Here is a 19,877-nt window from a genome sequence, read left to right as displayed (position 1 = left end):
CTGGCGCACGATTGCAACCCAAAACCTACTCGTTATCGGTACTTTCACTCAGTTTGCCGCGGATGGCGCAAAGGTCTTCCCACGTTTTGGCTTTGTCGAACTGATTGCGCAGCAAATATGCTGGATGGTAGGTCACCACCACCGGAAAATCGCCGTGGCGGAACAATCTGCCTCGTGCAGCACTGATGCGCACTTCCTCGTTGCCCAGCAAGACTTGAGCTGCGGGCCTACCCAAGGCGACAAGGAGCTCAGGGCGAACGAGCTCGATTTGCCGCTCGAGATAAGGACGGCAAGCCGCCATTTCGACGGCTTCCGGGGTGCGGTTGCGCGGCGGGCGGCATTTCACTGTATTCGCAATATAGACGCCGGATTCGCGTGACAAGCCGATCGAGCCGAGCATAGCGTCGAGCAACTTCCCTGCCGCGCCGACAAATGGCAGCCCCTGCTTGTCCTCTTCTGCCCCCGGCCCCTCCCCCACGAGCATCACGCGGGCCGAGCGATCACCCATGCCCGGCACCGCACGCTGACGCCCGGCGCACAACCCGCATGCACGGCATTCCGAAATATCGGATTCGAGTGCATCCCAGTCCAGTCTGGCAATGCGGGTGTTGCGAGCAGCATGGTCTTCAGACGGCTTTTCTGCAGGCACGTCCGCAGAAGGGGGAGATGGCTGCTTCGAAATGAGCGGCGCGCGCGCAGGCGCTAAGCTCATTGGTGCGGGTGACGGGATGGGCGCCTCTTCGTACTCGACGACCTCGCGGCTGCGCAAGCGCCAGAGGGGCCCCAGACCCATTTCACGCAGTACCGAATCACGCCAGAGGCTCACAGGGCTGCCCTCATCAAAATGGCATCCTCGCGCCCTCCATCGGCAGCCGGGTAATACCGGTTGCGTCTGCCTACCGGTTCACATCCGCTCGAAAGGTACAGGGCGCGCGCCGCGAGATTGGATGGACGGACTTCCAGGAAGAGTTGAACAGCGCCATGCTGGCGAGCCACCGCAAACAACTCCTTGAGCATGGTGCGACCGAGGCCTTGGCCTTGCCGGCTTCGTACGACGCTCAAGTTCAATAGGTGAGCTTCGTCCAGAACGAGCATCATGACAGCGTAGGCGACTCGCTCACCGTTTTGCCTCAGCACATGGGCGAGATAGCCTGCCCCCAACGAATCGGAAAAATTACCGCGCGTCCACGGAAATGCATGCAACTCGACCTCGTTTTCAACGACCCAGTCGAGATCTCTTTCGGTCATTGCATGCAGAGTCGGATCCGGGGTCATGCCCTGCCCCCGCGTGCCAAGCGTTCGGCGGTGGTGAGCGCGACTTTGTCGCGCACATACAGCGGCGAGGCAAGCTCAGGCGCGATGGCTTTGCCGGCAGCGTAATCTCCAGCCGCGAGGTGTGCAATTTCATGGGCGCGGGGAACCAGAGACGGGTTGCGCGAGAGCGCCTGCGCGGAACCTTCCGCGAACAAATCGGGGTAGGCGTTCAAGGCTGAACCAACGACATGCCAAACGCCCTCGGCAGCGAACTGAGCGGGCGGAAGGCAGCGAGGAGGCATCACTTCGTGTACTCGGTCGGCGAACGCTTCAAAGCCGGCGGCGTAGATTTCGCCCATGCGGGCATCGGTCAGAGTGAGCACGCGACCGCCTCCGCTCTGCATGGCCAGCGCGGCCAGACTGCTCACCGGCAGCACGCCGATGCCAGCGCCCATCGCCATTCCTTGTGCGACACCGCAAGCCAGACGCAGGCCGGTAAAAGCCCCTGGACCGCTACCGAAGGCAATTGCATCGAGACCGTGCGGGGTCAATCCAGCGTCACTCAGCAGAGACTGAATGCAGGGAAGGAGATTTTCGGAATGGTTCGAATGGCCGTTCAACTCGCGGCTGACCACATGACCATGGATCAGCAAGGCGATGGAGGCCTGTTCGCAGGAGGTTTCGACAGCTAGAAGCTTCATGGCGGTGGATTCTACCGCCACATGCCACTTGCCCGAACAGCTGCGCTTAATTCGGCGCGTCGCCCTCGTCGCTCATGTCACGCGTTGTGTTGCGCAGGTCTTGCATCAAAGCACGGCGTTCTTCGCTCGAGCGAAACGAGCGCTGCTCCGAACCGGACAGCTGCGCACCAGAGCCCAGGGTACGCTTCAGACTAGAGCGCTCGTCGGACATCGCGCGATGTTCGAAACCGGTCGACTCCGTAGCTCTGATGCTTTGCGATGAGCCGGTTTGCGAAACGGCGGGAAAAGTACCGCCAGCATTTACCCCTACGTACAACGCGAATCCAAAAATTCCCGTGCAAATTCGTAGGGAATGAGCAAGCCGAAACCGCGACTTACGGGGTTGGCTGACTTTCTGCATGATCAGGTTTACTCTCATGGTGCACAACGTCGGGGTGAAACATACCGCGAATGGACGTCTTGTGCAGCACTTCAACCACGTCGTCGGAGTGGGCATTGTAAGCACCTATTGCGCCTTCCTCGACGGCTTACGAAGCGTTACGGCTGGCAATTGCCGCGAAACGCTTGAATGCCGCTACCATTGCGGCACCTTATTACCGACTGGATCGGACAATGAACGGAAAAACCCGCTATAAGGTCCTTATCGTCGACGACGATGCTCGCCTGCGCGAACTGCTGTCCCGCTACCTGATGGAGCAAGGATTCTCCGTCAAGGGTGTCGGTGACGCGCCGAGCATGGATCGTGCGTTGCACCGTGAGCACTACGACCTGATCGTGCTCGATCTCATGCTGCCGGGCGAAGATGGGCTCACCATCTGCCGGCGTCTGCGTGCTGCTGAAAATACCGTACCCATCGTCATGCTCACCGCAAAAGGCGATGAAGTGGATCGCATCATCGGGCTGGAAATGGGCGCCGATGACTATCTGCCGAAGCCTTTCAACCCGCGCGAGCTGGTTGCTCGCGTGCATGCCGTGTTGCGCCGGCAGCCCACGACCTTGCCTGGTGCGCCCACTCTCGAAGACGAAGTGGTGCGTTTTGGCAACATCGTGGTCAATCTCGGTACTCGCTCACTCACCCGCGATGATGAGGACGTTGCTCTGACCACGGGTGAATTCTCGTTGCTGAAGGTGTTGCTGCAGCACCCGCGCCAGCCCCTCTCACGCGACAAGCTGATGGAGCTGGCTCGCGGCCGCGAGTACGGCGTGTTCGACCGCGCCATCGATGTGCAGATCAGCCGCCTGCGCAAACTCGTTGAAGAAGACCCTTCCAAACCGCGTTATCTGCAAACGGTATGGGGTTTCGGATACGTATTTGTGCCTGATGACACCCGTTCCGGTGAAGCCGAAGAAGCCTGAAGCCGCCTCTTCGGCGGTTTCTGTCGGCACTCCGCCGCAGCACATGAAAGGCAGCCGTTGGCTGCCTCGTTCATTGCTGTGGCAGACGTTTTTGCTGATCACGTTGATCCTCATCCTGTCATTGGCAGTGTGGTCGGCGATATTCCGCCATTTTCACGAGCCTTCGCGCGCGCGCGATCTCGCGCAGATGGGCGCCAGCGTGGTCAACCTGACACGCACAGCCCTGATCAATGCCGAGGTATCGCGGCGCACCGATCTGTTGATCGACCTCGCCGCGCTTGAGGGTATCCGCATCTACCCCGCCGAGAGCGGCGATGAGGTCGCGCCGCTGCCTGATACGCGCCCCATGCGTCTGCTGACGGAGGAGATAAAACGTCAGCTCGGCGAGCACACTCAGTTGGCATCGCGCTGGAAGACTCTGGACGGGTTCTGGATAAGCTTTCGTCTGGATTCCGAGGACACCGAGTATTTCTGGGTGCGCCTGCCTGAAGAGCGCCTCACCGGCTCCGAAAGTCAGGATTGGCTGGCCTGGGTCATCGCGGCTTTTTCGGTTGCACTGCTTGGCGCATTCCTGATCGTGACGCGCATTTCGACGCCACTGCGCAGTCTGGCTCGTGCGGCGCAACTGGTCGGCAGCGGCCGGCAACCACCGAGACTCCCCGAAGACGGCCCCCTTGAACTGGCCATCGTCACGCACGCCTTCAACCAGATGGCTGGGGACTTGACCCGCAACGAGGCCGAGCGCGCGTTGATTCTTGCCGGCGTTTCGCACGATCTGCGTACGCCGCTCGCCCGTCTTCGGCTCGGTATCGAAATGACCGGCGCCTCGGAAGAGGACACGATGCCGATGATTTCGGATATCGAAGAGATGGACCGCATCATCGGGCAGTTCCTCGACTTCGGTCGTGGTGAGCCCACGACGCCGCTGGAGCCCCTGGATCTGGTTGCCATGGTCGAAAGCATCATCGAGCCGCATCGCTTGCGCGGAGTCGAAGTGCATCTTGATGCTCCGGCGTCGCTTCAGGCCACTGCTCGCACGCTGCCTTTGCGCCGCGCGGTTTCCAATCTGATCGACAATGCCCTGCGCTATGCCGAACACAGCCCGATTCACGTGCGTGTCGGCCGCGAGGGCAAGCAGGCCTTCATCGAGGTGGCGGATCGCGGCCCGGGCATCCCGCCCTCCGAAGTGGAACGCCTGCGCAGGCCCTTCACGCGTCTGGATGCCGCGCGCTCGGACGCCAAGGGCGCGGGTTTGGGGTTGGCCATCATCGACCGGGTCATGCGCAGCCACAACGGGCGGCTTGATCTGCTGCCGCGTGACGGAGGTGGATTGCGCGCGGTGCTGTCGCTACCGCTCAGAGCGTCGTCGGAACGCCGCAAGCGCGATAAGATGATGTCCGATCCGCCGACCCAAACGGCTTGATTTGAACGACACCATCTCCCCCGGAGCCCTGTTTGACGACGCCTTACCAACTCATCGGCGGAGAGCCTGCCGTGCGCGCGCTGACTTCGCGCTTTTATCAGTACATGGACACCTTGCCGGAAGCGCAGACGATTCGTGCCATGCACCCGGTCGACCTCGCCGATTCCACCGAGAAACTCTACATGTTCCTGTCGGGCTGGCTCGGCGGTCCGAACCTTTACATCGAGCGCTTTGGCCACCCCTTCCTGCGGGCACGCCACATGCCGTTCAGCATCGCTTCACCCGATGCCGAAGCCTGGATGGCGTGCATGCACCGCGCGCTGGCTGACACCGTCGCCGACGAGGCGCTCAGAGCCCAGTTGGCGAAGGCCTTTACCGGCATCGCGGAGCACATGCGAAACCGCCCCGACACGCCGACGCAACAAAGCTGATCAGGTACAATCGAACGCTTTTCGGCGTCTCCGAACGCCCGCTCACAGGACACACAATGCTCTACGTTCTCATCGGTGAAGACGCCCCCGATTCGCTTGCCGCGCGCATGGCAGCGCGTCCGGCACACCTTGCCCGCCTTGAAGCCCTGCGCGATGCCGGCCGCCTGTTCGTCGCCGGGCCGATGCCCGCCATTGATTCGCCCGACCCCGGCCCTGCCGGATTCACAGGCAGCCTGGTGATCGCCGAATTCGGCTCGCTGCAGGAGGCTGAAGCCTGGTTGGCGGACGACCCGTACGTCGCGGCCGGCGTGTTCGTTCGTACCTCTGCTCGTCCGTACAAAAAGGTTCTGCCTTGAGCCGTGTTGAACAGATTCGCGAGCGTCTTGCAGCGCTCGCGCCGCTCTCACTCGAAATCGAAGACGAAAGCCATCTGCATGCGGGTCATGCCGGGGCTCGCAGCGGTGGTGGGCATTACCGCGTGCGCCTGATTTCGGATTGTTTTCGTGGCCATGGCACACTGGCACGCCATCGCATGATCTACGATGCATTGGGCGACATGATGCAAGGCCCCATTCACGCTCTTGCCATCAAGGCTCTCACGGCCGATGAGGCCGATCATTCACCCACCCGCTGAAGGAAAGCAGATGAAACTCACCCCCCACCGCCTTGCCGTGGCCCTTGCGACCGCCCTTCTCTGCCAGGCCGCGATTGCAGCCAGCCCGGTGGCGACGGTGAATGGCAAGACGATTCCCGCCTCGCGCATGGACGTCATCATGAACGAGCAGAAGGCACAAGGCGTTCCCGACACGCCCGAACTGCGTGATGCCATCCGCGAAGAGCTGATCCGCCGTGAAGTGCTGGGTCAGGCGGCCGAGTCGAGCGGCGTCGAGAAAAAAGGTGATATCCAGACCCAACTCAGCCTGGCTCGTCAGGCCATTCTGATTCGCGCCTATCTGCAGGATTACCTCGCCAAGAATCCGGTGACGGACGCTCAGATTCGCGCCGAGTACGAGAAGGTCAAGCCGCAGATGAGTGGCACCGAGTATAAGCCGCGTCACATCCTGGTTGAAACCGAAGCGGAAGCGCAGAAGATCATCGACAGCCTGCGCACGGGCGAAGATTTCGCCAAGCTGGCCAAGGCCTCGAAAGACCCCGGCTCGCGCGACAAGGGCGGCGAACTGGGTTGGAGCACGGCGGATCAGTACGTGCAGCCGTTCGGCGAGGCGCTGTCTGCGCTCAAGAAAGGCGAGTACAGCAAGAGCCCGGTGAAGAGCGACTTCGGCTTCCACGTGATCAAGCTCGACGACCTGCGTGATGTCGAACCGCCGTCACTCGATGAGTTGAAGCCGCAGATTCGCGAGTTCCTGGAGCAGAAACGTGTCGATGACCACATGCAGGAGCTGCGTGCCAAGGCCTCGATCAAGTAAGCAACACGGCTCTACAGCACTTACAGACGGCGCTCTGGTGGAGCGCCGTTTTCGTTTCAGCGTCTCAGATAGCGCACATCATCGAATGTAGCGACCCACTCCGGGCGGTACACCACCATCATCGTGGTCACGGCCCCGCTGATCCAGGCCTCGGAAAACGCCAGCAGCAGAAAGTACGGCAAATACTCGCTGGAGAGCTGCGCCCATGAGTACGCGCCGGCGGCGAACAACAAGGTGGTGGCGAACAGGCCGGTGGCCAGCATCACCAACGCCGACCCCGCAAACGCCATGGCGAAGACGTACACGAAAAAATGGCTCGGCAGCCAGCGCTCCACCATGCGGCGTGCGGCTTGCGCAAACAGCACCGGCATCACACCCATCACCACGAAATTGAGCGGCCACGCTGCCCACTCGACCGCGCCATTGAGCGTGATGCCGGTCAATACCAGGGCAAGCGCGAACATTGCCAGACTCGGCCCGAACATCAGGCACGCGGCCATTGCACCGAGCAGGTGCAGGTTCAACCCCGGCAGCACGCCTGCACGCAGGCTCCACAGCAGCGTCATGATGACCGCGAAGCCAAGCAAGGCATTCAAGCGCGGGCCGGAGTGCATCAGCGCACCCCAATCCACCCGCTGCCACGCGGCAAAAAGCGCGACCAGGCTGACGATGACGGCCAGCACGTGCCACGGCATGGAAAACAGATCGAACGGAAGATTCATGCAAACGACTCAGTGTTTCAGGGCCGCCACCAACTCGGGAACGGCATCGAACAGGTCTGCCACCAATCCGTAATCCGCGACCTGGAAGATGGCCGCATCCGGATCCTTGTTGATGGCTACGATCACCTTGGACTCCTTCATGCCGGCAAGGTGCTGAATGGCCCCGGAAATAGCGACTGCGATGTACAGGTCCGGCGCCACGACCTTGCCGGTCTGCCCGACCTGCCAATCGTTCGGGGCGAAGCCGGCATCGACCGCCGCGCGCGAGGCGCCAAGCGCAGCGCCCAAGGCATCGGCTAGCGGCGTCAGCACTTCGGCGAAGTGCTCGGCACTGCCCAAGCCGCGGCCGCCTGACACGACCACTTTCGACGCCCCCAGCTCCGGCCGGTCCGACGTGGCCAGCGTGCGCGAGACGAAGCTGGAGAGCGCCAGGTCCGGCCCGCACTCCAGCGATTGCACGGGGGCGGGTGTGGCCGCCTGCCCCACCCCCGGAAACGCCGTCGCACGGATGGACAACACCTTGACGGCATCCGTGCATTGCACGGTTTCGAGAGCGTTGCCGGCGTATACCGGGTGCACGAAGGTGTCGGCCGCCTCAATGGCGCAGACGTCGCTCACCTGCGCCACGTCGAGCAGTGCCGCCACACGCGGCAGCAGGTTCTTTCCGAATGTCGAAGCCGGAGCCAGGATGTGGCTGTAGGCAGAGGCATGCGCAACGACCAGCGCGGCAAGGTTTTCGGCTAAAGGGTGCTCGTAATGCGGCGCATCGACCTGCAAGACGCGCGCCACGCCTTGCAGCGCTGCCGCCTCGTTGGCCGCAGTCTGGCACGCCGAGCCGGCGACGAGCACGTCCACGCTGACATCAATGCTCAATGCGGCGGCGATGGTGGCGGCGGTGGCCGGACGCAGTGCGGCATTGTCGTGTTCTGCAATGACCAGAATACTCATGCGATCACCTTTGCTTCGCTGCGTAGCCGCGCCACCAGCGTAGCCACATCGGGCACTCGCTCTCCCATGCGGCGTTTCGGCGGCTCGCTGACGCGCAGTGTTTTCAAGCGTGGCGATACATCCACGCCCAGCGCTTCAGGGCTGAAGCTATCGATCGGCTTTTTGCGGGCTTTCATGATATTGGGCAGTGTCGCGAAGCGCGGTTCGTTCAGGCGCAGATCGGTGCTGACGACTGCAGGCAGCGACACCGACAGCGTCTCCAGCCCGCCATCCACCTCACGCGTGACTTCCGCGCGACCCTCGCTCAACACCAGGCGGGATGCAAACGTGGCCTGTGGCCACCCCATCAGCGCAGCGAGCATCTGGCCGGTCTGGTTGGCATCGTCGTCGATGGCTTGCTTGCCGCAAATCACCAGCCCCGGCACCTCTCGGCGCGAGAGTTCGGCCAGCAGCTTGGCCACGGCCAAGGGTTGCAGTGCCTGAGTTGTCTCGACCAGCACCGCGCGATCAGCGCCCAGCGCGAGCGCGGTACGCAGGGTTTCCTGGCAGGCCTGCGGGCCGCAGCTCACCGCCACGACTTCGCTGGCGATTCCGGCCTCACGCAGGCGCACGGCCTCCTCCACGGCGATTTCATCAAAGGGGTTCATGGACATCTTGACGCCATCAAGATCAACGCCCGAGCCGTCGCCGCGCACACGCACCTTGACGTTGTAATCAATCACTCGTTTGACTGCGACCAGAATTTTCATGTGTCTGCCTCCTGTCGTTGGGGCGATTATCCCGGACGGCGCAAGCTCACGTCAGCGCGGGAAACACGCTACGTGCATTGCGTGCCGTCTGGCGAGCCAGGGAGGCGACGTCGGTTGCACGCAGGTCGGCAATGACGCCGGCGATTTGCGCCAGATTGGCTGGCTCGTTGGGGACGCCCTGCGCCCACGCCGGGCGAATGTCTGGAGAATCGGTTTCGAGCACCAGCGCGTCCTCAGGCAGTTCCGCCGCCAGTGCTCGAATGCGTGTCGAGCCGGAGAACGTGGCCGAACCGCCAAAGCCGAGTTTGAAACCCATTGCCAGAAAGATGTCGGCCTGTTGGCGGCTGCCGTTGAATGCATGGGCAATGCCCCCGGGCACCTCGATACGGCGCAACTCCTTGAGCACGGCGTCTACGGCACGGCGCACATGAAGGATCACCGGCAGATTGAAGCGACGCGCAAGCTTGAGTTGCTCGACGAAGTACTCGCGCTGCAATTCGGGAGGCACATCGCTGACGTAGTGATCCAGGCCGATCTCACCCACGGCGATGGCGCCGCCTGTGCCGAGACGGTGCTCGAGCAGCTCCAGATCCGATGCGTGCGCACCATTCACGTACAGCGGGTGGATCCCCAGCGCGTGACGAACATCCGGGTGGCGCGCCGACAGCGTCGCGACGCTTTCGAAGTTGCCCGCTTCGACGGCCGGCACGATGAACCCCGAAACACCCGCCGCGCGTGCGCGGTCGAGCACGGCGGAAACTCCATCACCGAACTCGGACGCATCAAGATGGCAGTGCGTATCGATGAGTCCGTCGAATGGCATCGTCACCCCTCGCGGGATACAAACCCGCGGATACGCCGGCGCGCTTCGTCGTCGGCAAGGTTGTCGGCCATCACTTCGGCGGCCAGTTGATGCGCCGCATCGATGCCCATTTCCAACTGACGCACGAAGAACTGCTTGCCGGCACGCACCGCTGCGGGCGGATGGGCGCAGATCTGCTGCGCCAGTCGTGCGACTTCCGCGTCGAGCTCGGCCGGTGCGACGACGCCATTCACCAAACCGAGCCGCATGGCCTCATGGGCATCAATGAAGTCTCCGCCGAAGAGCATGCCGAACGCTGCCTTGCGCCCCAGATTGCGCGACAACCCGACCGCTGGAGCGGCGCCAAACAGCCCCAGGCCGATGCTTGAAGTGGCAAACCGTGCCGCGGACGAGGCTACCGCCAGATCGCACATCGACACCAACTGACAACCGCCGGCCGTGGCCAGCCCTTGCACGCGCGCGATGACGGGCTGAGGGATCTTCTGCAGGCGGCGCGCACAGCGATTGAACAGGCGGAACGCGGTGCGATGGGCTTCGGTATCCCCCGCGCCCAGCTCGGCCAGATCGAAGCCTGCACAAAACGCTTCGCCGGCCGATTCGAGAATCACGACACGTACCGAGTCGGACTGTGCAACTTCATCCAGGGCTGCGATCAGCGTCTTCAGCATCGCCGAATCCAGCGCATTGAGCGCATCGGCACGGTCGATGATCACCCGCGCGAGCGGCCCGGAAACGTCGAGGTGGATGAATGCGGCGTTATTCATGAGCTTCAAGCCGACTTGCCGCGGCGGCGCGAGGCCGGGTCATTGCGTGATCTCACCGCGAGCCCGCGCCCTACCGAAAGCCATTGACGCTGTTCTTCTTCCAGCGCAGCCAGCGTGAGTGGTCGATTGGCCAGCCAATCGCCGGCAACGTTTATGGCAAACCCTCGAGCGGTGCGTTCAAGGCCGATGGGCGGCACCTCGCGGCTGTCGCGCGAACGATGCACGATGCACGCGATGCGCAGGCACACCACCAGCAACCAGTCCGGGTCGTCATCGTCCATGGCGGCAATGCGCGCGAGCTTGCCACGCTGGGCCAGCACGATGCGCGCCAGTCGCGCCTGATCCATGCGCGAGAAACCCGGCATGTCGGCGTTGCCCAGAATGTAGGCGCTGTGCTTGTGATAACTCGAATGCGCCACCGAAATTCCGATCTCGTGCAGTTGTGACGCCCACGCCAGAAAGCGCCGATCGGGGTGGTCAGCATCGGCGGCATCGGGCAGTACGCCTTCGAGCAGCTGACAGGCTGTTTCGGTCACGGCTTCGGCCTGCGCGCGGTCGATCTGATAGCGGCCGATGAAGGCTTCAACTGTGGCATCCCTCAGGTCGTGGTGGTGGTACCGCCCCAGCAAGTCGTACAGCACGCCCTGCCGTAGCGCGCCTTCGGAGAAGACCATGTGTTCGATGCCGAACTCGTGAAACACCGCCGACATGATCGAGAAGCCGCCGAGAATCACCGGCAGGCGATCGTCTTTCAGGCCGGCCAGATCCACGCGATCGAGGCGGCCGGCCTTCAGCAGTGCCGCTCTCAGTTTGTCCAGACCGGCTGCGGTGATGCCGCCGTCCGACCAACCGTTCTGTTCGAGCACGTCGGCCAGTGCCTTGGCCGAGCCACTTGAGCCCACCGCCACCTCCCAGCCGGTATCGCGATAAGCACGGGCAATGGCTTGTAGCTCGCGCCGCGCGGCAAACTCGGCGTCGCGCAGCGTGTTCTTGTCGATCAGGCCGTCGGGGAAGTAATTGAGGCTGTAGCTCACGCAGCCCATGTAGAGCGATTCGAGCAACAGCGGCTCGAAGCTTTTGCCGATGATGAACTCGGTCGAACCACCGCCGATATCCACCACCAACTGCTGACGATGCGGGTCGGGCAGAGTGTGCGCCACCCCCACGTAAATCAGACGTGCTTCCTCGCGCCCGGAAATGACCTCGATCGGCACGCCCAGCACACGCTCGGCCTGATTCAGGAAGCTGCGGGCGTTCTTGGCCACGCGTAGCGTGTTGGTGGCCACGGCACGCACCGAACCGGGCGGGAAGCCCCTCAAGCGCTCGTTGAAACGACTCAACGCGGCCAATGCGCGTTCGAGCGCAGCATCGTCCAGCGTGCGATCGGCCGTCAGGCCGGCCGCAAGACGCACGGGCTCTTTGAGGCCATCAAGCGGATAGATCTGGTCGTTGACGATCTTCCCGACCTGAAGCCGGAAGCTGTTGGAACCCAAGTCGATCGCGGCGATCAGTTCATGCATGATGATGGGATGGACGCGGTTGGCGTGCAGTGCAAGTGGGGCGGATTCTACCTTGCCGGCCCCTTCCGCGTCTGCCTTGCGCCCCGCAAAAGCACGACTGGGGTAAGCTGTGCAACGGCCTTCGCTACTTGTCATCAAAACGTAATGCGGCCACTTCAGCATAGGTCGCCCGCGCGATTTGGCGCCCTCCGGAACGACGATGAAACTGCCACAACGACAACAGAACAACTACCCGATCGAGCACTTCATCAACCGCGAGATCTCGCTGCTGCGGTTTCAGCGACGCGTACTGTCGCAGGCGGCCGATCGCAACGTGCCGCTGCTCGAACGTCTGCGTTTTCTGTGCATCGTTTCGAGCAACCTCGACGAATTTTTCGAGATCCGCGTTTCCGGCATCAAGGAGCAGATCAGGCTTGGCATCCGCACACCGGGCAGCGATGGCCTTACGCCCAGTGAACTGCTCGACAAGGTCAGTCACGAGGTACATGCGCTGATCGCCCAGCAATACGAGCTTCTCAACGACGACATCCTGCCGGCGCTTGAAGCCGAGGGCGTGGTGTTCCTGCGCCGCGGCGAATGGACCGACGAGCAAGGCCGGTGGATCGAAGAGTATTTCGACCGCGAAGTTAGCCCGGTGCTGACGCCCATCGGGCTAGACCAGGCTCACCCCTTCCCGCGCGTGCTCAACAAGAGCCTGAACTTTGCCATCGAGCTTGAAGGGCGTGACGCATTCGGGCGCGATTCGGATTCGGCCATCGTGCAGGCGCCGCGCGCCCTGCCCCGCGTGATCCGCCTGCCGCGCGAGATCTGCCAGCACGAATACACCTTCGTGTTCCTGTCTTCGGTCATGCACGCGCACGTCGACAAGCTGTTTACCGGCATGCGCGTGCTCGGCTGCTACCAGTTCCGCCTCACGCGCAACTCCGATCTTTTCGTGGATGAAGAAGAGGTCGAAAGCCTGATGGCTTCGCTCAAGGGTGAGCTGCAGCAGCGCCATTTCGGCGACGCGGTGCGCCTTGAGATCGCCGACACCTGCTCGGAAGACATGGAAAACTTCCTGCTGCAGCAATTCCGCCTGCAGCGCGCTGACGTGTATCGCACGCCCGGCATCGTCAACCTCGTGCGCCTGATGCAGGTGCCGGACTGGGTCAACCGGCCCGATCTGAGCTATCCGCCGTTCACGCCCGGCGCGCCGCGGGGCTTCGACACCAAGCGCGACATTTTCGCCACCATCCGCAAGCAGGACATTCTGCTGCACCACCCCTTCCAGAGCTTCGAGCCGGTGGTGCAGATTCTGCGTGAGGCCGTCGACGACCCGCAGGTGCTGGCCATCAAGATGACGGTGTATCGCACCGGCGCCGAATCCGTGCTCATGGAATTGCTCGCGCGTGCTTCGCAGAAGGGCAAGGAAGTCACCGTGGTGATGGAACTGATGGCGCGCTTCGACGAAGAGGCCAACATCATGCTGGCCAACCGTCTCGAGCAGGTCGGCGCGCACGTGGTGTATGGCGTGGTCGGCTACAAGACCCACGCCAAGATGCTGATGGTGGTACGCCGCGAAGCCGGCCGGCTGGTGCGCTACGTGCACCTTGGTACCGGCAACTATCACCCGCGCACGACACGTTTCTACACCGACTTCGGGCTGCTCACCTGCAACGAGGAAATCGGTGCCGACGTGGCCGAGGTCTTCAAGCAATTGACCGGTCTGGGCAAGGCCAGCGAGCTGAAGCACTTGTGGCAGGCGCCGTTTGCTTTACAACCGAACGTCGTAGCGGCCATCAACGCCGAAGCCGAGGCGGCGCGTGCCGGCAAGAAAAGCCGCATCATGGCCAAGATGAACGCCCTGCTTGAATCGGAAACCATCGAGGCGCTGTATGCGGCGTCACAGGCCGGCGTGCCCATTGATCTGATCATTCGTGGGCCGTGCGCGCTCAAACCCGGCGTGCCGGGGCTGTCGGAGAACATCCGCGTGCGCTCCATCGTCGGGCGTTTTCTCGAGCATCACCGCATCTTCCACTTCCATGCGGGGGGCGAGGACAAGGTGTATCTGTCGAGTGCTGACTGGATGGATCGAAACTTCTTCCGTCGCATCGAAGTGGCCTTCCCGATCCTAGATCCGAAGCTGCGCAGGCGCGTCATCCGCGAAGGGCTGCGCGCCTACATGGCGGATAACAGTCAGGCCTGGGAGATGCTGTCGGACGGTCGTTACCGCCGCCGCAGCGGGCGCGGCACACGCCGTTCGGCGCAGCAGATGCTGCTGCAGGAACTGGCGAACTGACCGACGCGGTACGCGAATCGGCCGCAGACTTTCAAAGTCTGCGGCCGATTCAGAGCGACGTTATTTACGCCGTGCGTCGATGACGCCATTGACCTCGCGCACGAGCTGAATGGCGTGCTGGATCTGCGCCACGCCACCGACCTCGAAAGTGAAGCACATGTAGGCACGCCCCTTTTTGGTCAGCGTATTTACCGCAGTGACGTTGACCTTCTCGCGTGACAGCACGTCCGAAATATCCCGCAGCAAGCCTTGGCGATCCTGCGCCTCGACCTGAACATCCACCGGGAAGAGCGATTGCGCCGGCTTGAATGCGTCATCGCCCCACTCTGCCTCGACAACCCGCTCGGGCTCGTGTTTGGCCAGATTCTGGAAGGACGGGCAATCCACGCGGTGGATCGACACCCCGCGCCCGCGCGTGATGAATCCCTGAATGGCATCCGGCGGCGCCGGCTTGCAGCAGCGGCCGAGCGAGGTCATCAGTTTGCCGACACCGACGATGAGCACCTTGCCGCTCGAATCGCCCGAGCGGCTGCGCCCGACGACGATGCCCGGCTCGCCTGCATCGTCGGCGTCGCTCGGCCCGCCGCGCAGCGCGTTGTGGATGGAGCGCACCCCGACTTCGCCACGCCCCGCGGCCACGAACAAGGCATTCGCGCCCTTGAAGCCGAGTTGCTCGGCCAGGTCGTCGATATTCGCCTGGGTCTGCCCTTCGCGCTGCAGCTCCTTGATGACGAAGCTGCGGCCGCGCGCCAGCATTTCGGACTCTTCGAGCTGGCTGAAATACTGCTTGATCTTGCTACGGGCTCGGCTGGTGGCGATGTAGCCAAGCTGCGTGTTGAGCCAGTCGCGCGACGGCCCGCCTTCCTTGGCGGCCACGATCTCGACCGTCTGCCCGCTCTTGAGTTGGGTATTGAGTGGCACGAGATGCCCGTCGACCTTGGCGCCGCGGCAGCGATGGCCCAGATCGGTGTGCAGGCGGTAGGCGAAATCCACCGGCGTTGCGCCCTGAGCCAAATCGATCACTCGGCCTTGGGGCGTCAGCAGGTAGATGGTGTCGTCCAGCGAAGCCCGGCGCGACTGTTCCACCCAGTCGGCCGAATCGGCAATCTCGTCGCGCCACGACAGCAGGCTGCGCAGCAACGCGATTTTCTCGTCGTATTCCTCTCCGCCCGCGCCCGCACCTTCCTTGTACCGCCAGTGCGCGGCCACGCCGAATTCGGCATGGCGGTGCATGTCGTGGGTACGGATCTGGACTTCCAGCGCACGCCCGTCGGCCGCCCGCACGGCAGTGTGCAGCGACTGATAGTTGTTGCCCTTGGGTTTGCTGATGTAGTCGTCGTACTCCTCGGGAATCGGCTCCCACAGCCGATTCACGATATCGAGCACCTTGTAGCAATGATTGACCTTGCGCACCAGCACGCGCACGGCGCGAATGTCGTAGACCTGCTCGAAGCTGAGCTTTTTCGAGCGCATCTTGTTGTAGATGCTGTAGATGTGTTTGGGGCGGCCATACACCTCGGCGTCGATGCCAGCAGCCGCAAGTTCGGTGCGGAGCAGTGCAATGGCCTCCTCAATGAAGGCTTCGCGCTCGGCGCGCCGCTCATCGAGTTTGCGCGCGATCTGCTTGTACGTGGCTGGCTCCAGAAAGCGGAAGGAAAGGTCTTCCAGCTCCCATTTGAGTTGCCCTACCCCTAAACGATTGGCCAGTGGCGCATAGATGTCGAGCGACTCGCGCGCAAGCTCGGCCTGCGCTTCGGATTTGCGTTCGGCGTAGTAACGCAGCGTCTGCGTACGCGAAGCCAGACGCAGCAGCACTACGCGGATGTCGGCTGCCATGGCCAACAGCATCTTGCGCAGAGATTCGGTCTGCGCGCGTGCTTCCTGGGCGTCGCCCTTGCCCTGCACGCGGGTAAGCACACGCAAGCCGTTGAGCTTGCGCAGCCCCTCGACGATGCCAGCCACGGAATCCCCGAATCGCTCGGCTGCTTTCTCGAGGCTGCCGGCACGGTACACCGGTATGGCAAAAAGAATGGCGGCGATGCGCGCTTCGGCATCCAGGCGCAAGGAGCTGACGATCAATGCCATGCCCAGGGCGTGTGTCCATACCGACTCGCCAGTGCCCAGCACTTCGTCCGAATAAATGTCGCGAGCGAAGGCCAGCGCTTCGTCGATATCGCGCCGTGCCTCAGGTTCAAGCCCCTCGACAAGCAATTCGAACGGTGGCGCCTCGGAGTCTGCAGAGACGGCATGTGTGACGGAAACCATGGGCGCGATTATCCCACAAGCGCCTGCGTACGAGCCTGCCGTGCGCGGGCAGTGCCGTGCGTGCTGCGGCGCAATGTGCGATGATTCGGCGCCCTCGAGTCACCCTGTGCCGATGCCCAAGTTCCTCACCAATCCCTATCTGCTGCTGACGCTGACCGCCGTATTCTGGTCCGGCAACATGGTGGTCGGACGCGGCATACACGAGGCCGTGCCGCCCTTCGCGCTGGCATTCTGGCGCTGGACGATTGCCTTGATGTGCGTGCTCCCTCTGGCGCTGCCGCACCTGCGCACTCAATGGCCGCTGGTGAGGAAGCATTGGAAAGTGCTGGTGGTGCTCGGCCTGCTGGGCGTGGGCGGGTTCAATACTCTGGTGTATGTCGGACTGCATTCGACCACCGCAACGAACGCATCCATCCTCAACTCTTTCATTCCGATCGCAACGATTGCGCTGGCCTTCGTGCTGCTCGGGCGCAGATTGGCGCGTATGGAAGCCGTGGGCGTGGTGGTGTCGCTGCTGGGCGTGGGGCTGATCGTGGCGCGCGGCGATCTCGACACCCTGCTCGCGCTGTCGCTTAACCGCGGGGATTTGTGGTTGCTGGCCGCAGTGCTGGTGTGGGGGCTATACACCGTGGGACTGCACTGGCGTCCGCCGATCCATCCAATGCTGCTGTTCGCCGTGTGTGCCGTTGTCGGACTCACGGCATTGGTGCCGCTGTATGCCTGGGAATTGGCCAGCGGGCAGTTCATCCAGATGTCGGCGCCGGCACTCGGCGCAATCGTGTACGTGGGCATATTCCCCGGCTTTCTTGGGCATGTTTTCTACAACGCCGGCGTGGCTGCGGTGGGGCCCAATCAAGGTTCGCTGTTCATCCACCTGATGCCGGTATTCGGCACGCTGCTGGCCGCTGCTTTTCTGGGCGAGCGCCCGTACTGGTTTCACTTCGCAGGCATGGGCCTCATCCTCGCCGGCATTTTTCTGACCACCCGCTACCGCCGTGTTTGAACACTTGCGCCGCTGGCTGGGCCACTCGGACCAGACCGCCCCCGACATTGACGAGGCGCTGTGGCAACGTGTCGAGGCGCGGCTGCCTTTTCTCGCCTATCTCGACATGCCGCAGCGCGCACGCCTGCGCAACCACGCCCGCGGCTTTCTCGGCGGCAAGCAGTTTCATGGTGCGCAAGGGCTGGAAATCACCGACGAGATGATGCTCACCATCGCGCTGCAGGCTTGCCTGCCTGTACTGCGCATCGGGCTGTCGGCCTATCGTGACTGGGTCGGCATCGTCGTGTACCCCGGCGAAATCCTCATCGCACGCCACGAGATGGACGAATACGGCGTGGTGCATGAGTTCAACGACGAAGTGCTCGGTGAAGCCTGGCAGGACGGGCCGGTACTGTTGTCGTGGGACGAAGACGGCGAACATCTGGGTCATACCAATGTGGTGATCCATGAATTCGCGCACAAGCTCGACATGCTCGACGGCGGTGCCGACGGCTTCCCGCCTCTCCCGCCCGACATGTCGCGCGAGCAATGGGCTCGCGACTTTTCGCAGGCCTACGAAACGCTCTGCCGAACGCTCGACATGGGCTTGCCGTCCACGCTCGACCCCTACGCGGCGGAACACCCCGCGGAGTTCTTTGCCGTGGCGAGCGAGGCATTCTTCGAAACGCCGTCCGCCCTGCGTAGAGCGCACCCCGCGGTGTACACGCAGCTTGGCCGGCTCTTCGGCGCAGACCCGGCGGCCGGTGAGGAGCGTCTCGGGACCCCGTCGGGCTGAGTTACAAATTTGTTTATCCGCTCCCAGAGCGGGCGGCGCTGTCATATCCCGCGATGCGGAATCGACTGCCTTTGCGCCCCGTTAACCGCCGGTCTAAGCTGAAATCGCTGTCCCTTCCAGGGCAGCACAGGAGGTCCGAAAGGAGCCTGAGCGCGGTTAGCGCACCCTGCACCGGCCGGTGGCCAAGCGTGCAGAACGACACGGGGGAGCGGGCGTACGACGCTCCCCCTGTCACGCCCGGCCCCGGCAGGCTGCTTCGGACCGACACAGCAACCCATCGGAGGACCCTCTATGGCGATCACCTGGATACTGGTAGCGAATGCCAGTTTGGCACGGCTGTATGAACATCTTGGCCCGAACAAAGGAATCAAGCTGGTCAAAGAGCTGATCCATCCCGAAAGCCGACTCAAGAACTCCGAGCTTGTCACCGACCGACCGGGCAGCATGAACGGTCACGGCGCAGCCCAACCCCAGACCGAACCTAAGGCTCACGAGGCCAAGATGTTCGCGCAGGAACTGGCGCACGAGCTCTACCATGGCCGAACCAAGAACGCCTACGGGCGGGCCATCGTCTTTGCGCCGCCGGCCTTCATGGGCCTGTTGAACGGGGTCATCGACAACCCGACCGCGCAGCTCATCACCGACCGTTTCGAGAAGGACTACACCAAGTCACCGGAGCCTCAGATCCGCGAACGTCTGGAGACCTGCATGTTCGTCTGATGCGACGAATTGCACGGCAGCAAGCGGGGCTTCGGCCCCGCTTTTGCGTTTACGCGCGGCGCACGATGCCATGATTTCCGGGGTACGATTCGATCTTGGCCACGCTTTCAAGGAAATGCCTCGATGACCACCTGGATCGTTCTTGCCGTTCTCGTTGCGCTGGTCGTGTATGTGATCTCGATCTACAACGGGCTCGTTGCACTGCGTAATCGTGTGCGCAATGCGTTCTCCCAGATCGACGTGCAGCTTCAGCGCCGCTATGACCTGATTCCCAATCTGGTCGAAACGGCCAAGGCCTACATGCAGCACGAGCGCGAAACTCTCGAATCCGTCATCCAGGCTCGAAACGCTGCGAAAGCGGCAGCCAGTCAAGCGGAGGGCGACCCCGCCGACGGCGGTGCAATGCGCGCACTGATCGGTGCGGAGGCCGCACTGGGCGGCGCGCTGGGCCGCTTCTTCGCGCTGGCAGAAGCCTACCCTGACCTCAAGGCCAATCAGAACATGGCCCAGTTACAGGAAGAACTCGCCAGCACTGAAAACCGCATCGCATTCGCGCGTCAGGCCTACAACGACTCGGTGATGTCCTACAACACCAAGCGCGAAACCTTCCCGGACGGCATCGTGGCCAACACCTTCGGCTTCCGTGCGGCTCAGCAATGGCAGATGGAAAACGTAGAGGCGCGTGAGAGCGTCAAGGTGAACTTCGGCGCCTGAGGCC

General features: G+C 62.8%; 22 protein-coding genes. 11 read left to right on the top strand and 11 right to left on the bottom strand.

What is annotated here, in order from left to right; translation table 11 throughout:
• Nucleotides 1-25 precede the first annotated feature (25 nt).
• The 4 genes from AC6H0W_RS10535 to AC6H0W_RS10520 are packed head-to-tail and all read right to left on the bottom strand — an operon-like array spanning nt 26 to nt 2,355.
• A complete protein-coding gene (locus tag AC6H0W_RS10535; protein ID WP_497577111.1) occupies nt 26-826 on the bottom strand; it encodes a uracil-DNA glycosylase in 801 nt (266 codons plus the stop codon).
• Entirely contained in the window at nt 823-1,275 is a 453-nt protein-coding gene (gene rimI / locus AC6H0W_RS10530; RefSeq protein ID WP_497577110.1) for a ribosomal protein S18-alanine N-acetyltransferase, read from the bottom strand. Before rimI ends, AC6H0W_RS10535 begins: the two co-directional genes overlap by 4 nt.
• On the bottom strand, nt 1,272-1,955 hold the full coding sequence (tsaB, locus tag AC6H0W_RS10525; RefSeq protein ID WP_497577109.1) for a tRNA (adenosine(37)-N6)-threonylcarbamoyltransferase complex dimerization subunit type 1 TsaB: 684 nt from the start codon (nt 1,953-1,955) through the stop codon (nt 1,272-1,274). Before tsaB ends, rimI begins: the two co-directional genes overlap by 4 nt.
• A gap of 46 nt (nt 1,956-2,001) precedes the next feature.
• Nucleotides 2,002-2,355: a hypothetical protein gene (locus tag AC6H0W_RS10520; RefSeq protein ID WP_497577108.1), complete on the bottom strand. Its 354-nt coding sequence runs from the start codon at nt 2,353-2,355 to the stop codon at nt 2,002-2,004.
• Nucleotides 2,356-2,567: 212 nt separating this feature from the next.
• Here AC6H0W_RS10520 and ompR point away from each other — a divergent pair, with 212 nt between their 5' ends.
• The 6 genes from ompR to AC6H0W_RS10490 are packed head-to-tail and all read left to right on the top strand — an operon-like array spanning nt 2,568 to nt 6,592.
• Nucleotides 2,568-3,311, top strand: a complete 744-nt coding sequence (gene ompR, locus AC6H0W_RS10515) for an osmolarity response regulator transcription factor OmpR (RefSeq protein ID WP_497577107.1) — start codon at nt 2,568-2,570, stop codon at nt 3,309-3,311.
• 43 nt (nt 3,312-3,354) lie between these two features.
• Nucleotides 3,355-4,734: an ATP-binding protein gene (locus AC6H0W_RS10510; protein ID WP_497577106.1), complete on the top strand. Its 1,380-nt coding sequence runs from the start codon at nt 3,355-3,357 to the stop codon at nt 4,732-4,734.
• Between the two features lie 32 nt (nt 4,735-4,766).
• Complete coding sequence (locus AC6H0W_RS10505) at nt 4,767-5,165, top strand: group II truncated hemoglobin (RefSeq protein WP_497577105.1); 399 nt, start codon at nt 4,767-4,769, stop codon at nt 5,163-5,165.
• 56 nt (nt 5,166-5,221) lie between these two features.
• Nucleotides 5,222-5,521 carry a YciI family protein gene (locus AC6H0W_RS10500; protein ID WP_497577104.1) on the top strand — a complete coding sequence of 100 codons (300 nt, stop codon included), beginning with the start codon at nt 5,222-5,224 and terminating at the stop codon, nt 5,519-5,521.
• Complete coding sequence (locus AC6H0W_RS10495) at nt 5,518-5,799, top strand: BolA family protein (protein WP_497577103.1); 282 nt, start codon at nt 5,518-5,520, stop codon at nt 5,797-5,799. The genes AC6H0W_RS10500 and AC6H0W_RS10495 overlap by 4 nt, the downstream gene beginning before the upstream one ends.
• 10 nt (nt 5,800-5,809) lie before the next feature.
• Complete coding sequence (locus AC6H0W_RS10490; RefSeq protein ID WP_497577102.1) at nt 5,810-6,592, top strand: peptidylprolyl isomerase; 783 nt, start codon at nt 5,810-5,812, stop codon at nt 6,590-6,592.
• 56 nt (nt 6,593-6,648) lie between these two features.
• Here AC6H0W_RS10490 and AC6H0W_RS10485 read toward each other — a convergent pair whose 3' ends face one another.
• From AC6H0W_RS10485 to ppx, 6 genes are read right to left on the bottom strand one after another with little or no spacing between them, the layout of a single operon-like run.
• Complete coding sequence (locus AC6H0W_RS10485; RefSeq protein WP_497577101.1) at nt 6,649-7,314, bottom strand: energy-coupling factor ABC transporter permease; 666 nt, start codon at nt 7,312-7,314, stop codon at nt 6,649-6,651.
• Nucleotides 7,315-7,323: 9 nt separating this feature from the next.
• On the bottom strand, nt 7,324-8,262 hold the full coding sequence (locus AC6H0W_RS10480; protein ID WP_497577100.1) for an electron transfer flavoprotein subunit alpha/FixB family protein: 939 nt from the start codon (nt 8,260-8,262) through the stop codon (nt 7,324-7,326).
• The gene (locus AC6H0W_RS10475; RefSeq protein ID WP_497577099.1) at nt 8,259-9,011 is read right to left on the bottom strand and encodes an electron transfer flavoprotein subunit beta/FixA family protein; all 753 of its coding nucleotides are present in this window, start codon (nt 9,009-9,011) and stop codon (nt 8,259-8,261) included. Before AC6H0W_RS10475 ends, AC6H0W_RS10480 begins: the two co-directional genes overlap by 4 nt.
• A gap of 46 nt (nt 9,012-9,057) precedes the next feature.
• Complete coding sequence (locus AC6H0W_RS10470; RefSeq protein WP_497577098.1) at nt 9,058-9,834, bottom strand: TatD family hydrolase; 777 nt, start codon at nt 9,832-9,834, stop codon at nt 9,058-9,060.
• Between the two features lie 2 nt (nt 9,835-9,836).
• Complete coding sequence (locus tag AC6H0W_RS10465; protein ID WP_497577097.1) at nt 9,837-10,598, bottom strand: enoyl-CoA hydratase-related protein; 762 nt, start codon at nt 10,596-10,598, stop codon at nt 9,837-9,839.
• A 5-nt stretch (nt 10,599-10,603) separates the two neighbouring features.
• Entirely contained in the window at nt 10,604-12,118 is a 1,515-nt protein-coding gene (gene ppx / locus AC6H0W_RS10460) for an exopolyphosphatase (protein WP_497577096.1), read from the bottom strand.
• 199 nt (nt 12,119-12,317) lie between these two features.
• On the opposite strand from ppx, the gene ppk1 reads away from it, so the two are divergent.
• Nucleotides 12,318-14,396, top strand: coding sequence for a polyphosphate kinase 1 (ppk1, locus tag AC6H0W_RS10455; RefSeq protein WP_497577095.1), 2,079 nt, complete (start codon nt 12,318-12,320; stop codon nt 14,394-14,396).
• Nucleotides 14,397-14,456: 60 nt separating this feature from the next.
• Here ppk1 and AC6H0W_RS10450 read toward each other — a convergent pair whose 3' ends face one another.
• Nucleotides 14,457-16,661 carry a RelA/SpoT family protein gene (locus AC6H0W_RS10450; RefSeq protein WP_497577094.1) on the bottom strand — a complete coding sequence of 735 codons (2,205 nt, stop codon included), beginning with the start codon at nt 16,659-16,661 and terminating at the stop codon, nt 14,457-14,459.
• A 112-nt stretch (nt 16,662-16,773) separates the two neighbouring features.
• Here AC6H0W_RS10450 and AC6H0W_RS10445 point away from each other — a divergent pair, with 112 nt between their 5' ends.
• From AC6H0W_RS10445 to AC6H0W_RS10430, 4 genes are all read left to right on the top strand, one after another.
• Nucleotides 16,774-17,664: a DMT family transporter gene (locus AC6H0W_RS10445; protein ID WP_497577093.1), complete on the top strand. Its 891-nt coding sequence runs from the start codon at nt 16,774-16,776 to the stop codon at nt 17,662-17,664.
• The gene (locus tag AC6H0W_RS10440) at nt 17,657-18,439 is read left to right on the top strand and encodes a M90 family metallopeptidase (protein WP_497577092.1); all 783 of its coding nucleotides are present in this window, start codon (nt 17,657-17,659) and stop codon (nt 18,437-18,439) included. Before AC6H0W_RS10445 ends, AC6H0W_RS10440 begins: the two co-directional genes overlap by 8 nt.
• A 291-nt stretch (nt 18,440-18,730) precedes the next feature.
• A complete protein-coding gene (locus AC6H0W_RS10435; RefSeq protein ID WP_497577091.1) occupies nt 18,731-19,159 on the top strand; it encodes a host attachment protein in 429 nt (142 codons plus the stop codon).
• Nucleotides 19,160-19,282: 123 nt separating this feature from the next.
• Complete coding sequence (locus AC6H0W_RS10430; protein ID WP_497577090.1) at nt 19,283-19,873, top strand: LemA family protein; 591 nt, start codon at nt 19,283-19,285, stop codon at nt 19,871-19,873.
• The last annotated feature ends 4 nt before the right edge of the window (nt 19,874-19,877 follow it).

The organism is Pseudazoarcus sp. NS20, assembly GCF_059703745.1.
This window is presented reverse-complemented; position numbering and strand designations above follow the sequence as displayed.

What these genes read in the sequence shown, in the direction of transcription:
- rimI (WP_497577110.1), bottom strand. Translation starts at nt 1,275, where the DNA reads ATGACCCCGGATCCGACTCTGCATGCAATGACCGAAAGAGATCTCGAC.
- tsaB (WP_497577109.1), bottom strand. Translation starts at nt 1,955, where the DNA reads ATGAAGCTTCTAGCTGTCGAAACCTCCTGCGAACAGGCCTCCATCGCC.
- AC6H0W_RS10520 (WP_497577108.1), bottom strand. Translation starts at nt 2,355, where the DNA reads ATGCAGAAAGTCAGCCAACCCCGTAAGTCGCGGTTTCGGCTTGCTCAT.
- ompR (WP_497577107.1), top strand. Translation starts at nt 2,568, where the DNA reads ATGAACGGAAAAACCCGCTATAAGGTCCTTATCGTCGACGACGATGCT.
- AC6H0W_RS10510 (WP_497577106.1), top strand. Translation starts at nt 3,355, where the DNA reads ATGAAAGGCAGCCGTTGGCTGCCTCGTTCATTGCTGTGGCAGACGTTT.
- AC6H0W_RS10500 (WP_497577104.1), top strand. Translation starts at nt 5,222, where the DNA reads ATGCTCTACGTTCTCATCGGTGAAGACGCCCCCGATTCGCTTGCCGCG.
- AC6H0W_RS10490 (WP_497577102.1), top strand. Translation starts at nt 5,810, where the DNA reads ATGAAACTCACCCCCCACCGCCTTGCCGTGGCCCTTGCGACCGCCCTT.
- AC6H0W_RS10485 (WP_497577101.1), bottom strand. Translation starts at nt 7,314, where the DNA reads ATGAATCTTCCGTTCGATCTGTTTTCCATGCCGTGGCACGTGCTGGCC.
- AC6H0W_RS10480 (WP_497577100.1), bottom strand. Translation starts at nt 8,262, where the DNA reads ATGAGTATTCTGGTCATTGCAGAACACGACAATGCCGCACTGCGTCCG.
- AC6H0W_RS10475 (WP_497577099.1), bottom strand. Translation starts at nt 9,011, where the DNA reads ATGAAAATTCTGGTCGCAGTCAAACGAGTGATTGATTACAACGTCAAG.
- AC6H0W_RS10470 (WP_497577098.1), bottom strand. Translation starts at nt 9,834, where the DNA reads ATGCCATTCGACGGACTCATCGATACGCACTGCCATCTTGATGCGTCC.
- AC6H0W_RS10465 (WP_497577097.1), bottom strand. Translation starts at nt 10,598, where the DNA reads ATGAATAACGCCGCATTCATCCACCTCGACGTTTCCGGGCCGCTCGCG.
- ppx (WP_497577096.1), bottom strand. Translation starts at nt 12,118, where the DNA reads ATGCATGAACTGATCGCCGCGATCGACTTGGGTTCCAACAGCTTCCGG.
- ppk1 (WP_497577095.1), top strand. Translation starts at nt 12,318, where the DNA reads ATGAAACTGCCACAACGACAACAGAACAACTACCCGATCGAGCACTTC.
- AC6H0W_RS10450 (WP_497577094.1), bottom strand. Translation starts at nt 16,661, where the DNA reads ATGGTTTCCGTCACACATGCCGTCTCTGCAGACTCCGAGGCGCCACCG.
- AC6H0W_RS10445 (WP_497577093.1), top strand. Translation starts at nt 16,774, where the DNA reads ATGCCCAAGTTCCTCACCAATCCCTATCTGCTGCTGACGCTGACCGCC.
- AC6H0W_RS10435 (WP_497577091.1), top strand. Translation starts at nt 18,731, where the DNA reads ATGGCGATCACCTGGATACTGGTAGCGAATGCCAGTTTGGCACGGCTG.
- AC6H0W_RS10430 (WP_497577090.1), top strand. Translation starts at nt 19,283, where the DNA reads ATGACCACCTGGATCGTTCTTGCCGTTCTCGTTGCGCTGGTCGTGTAT.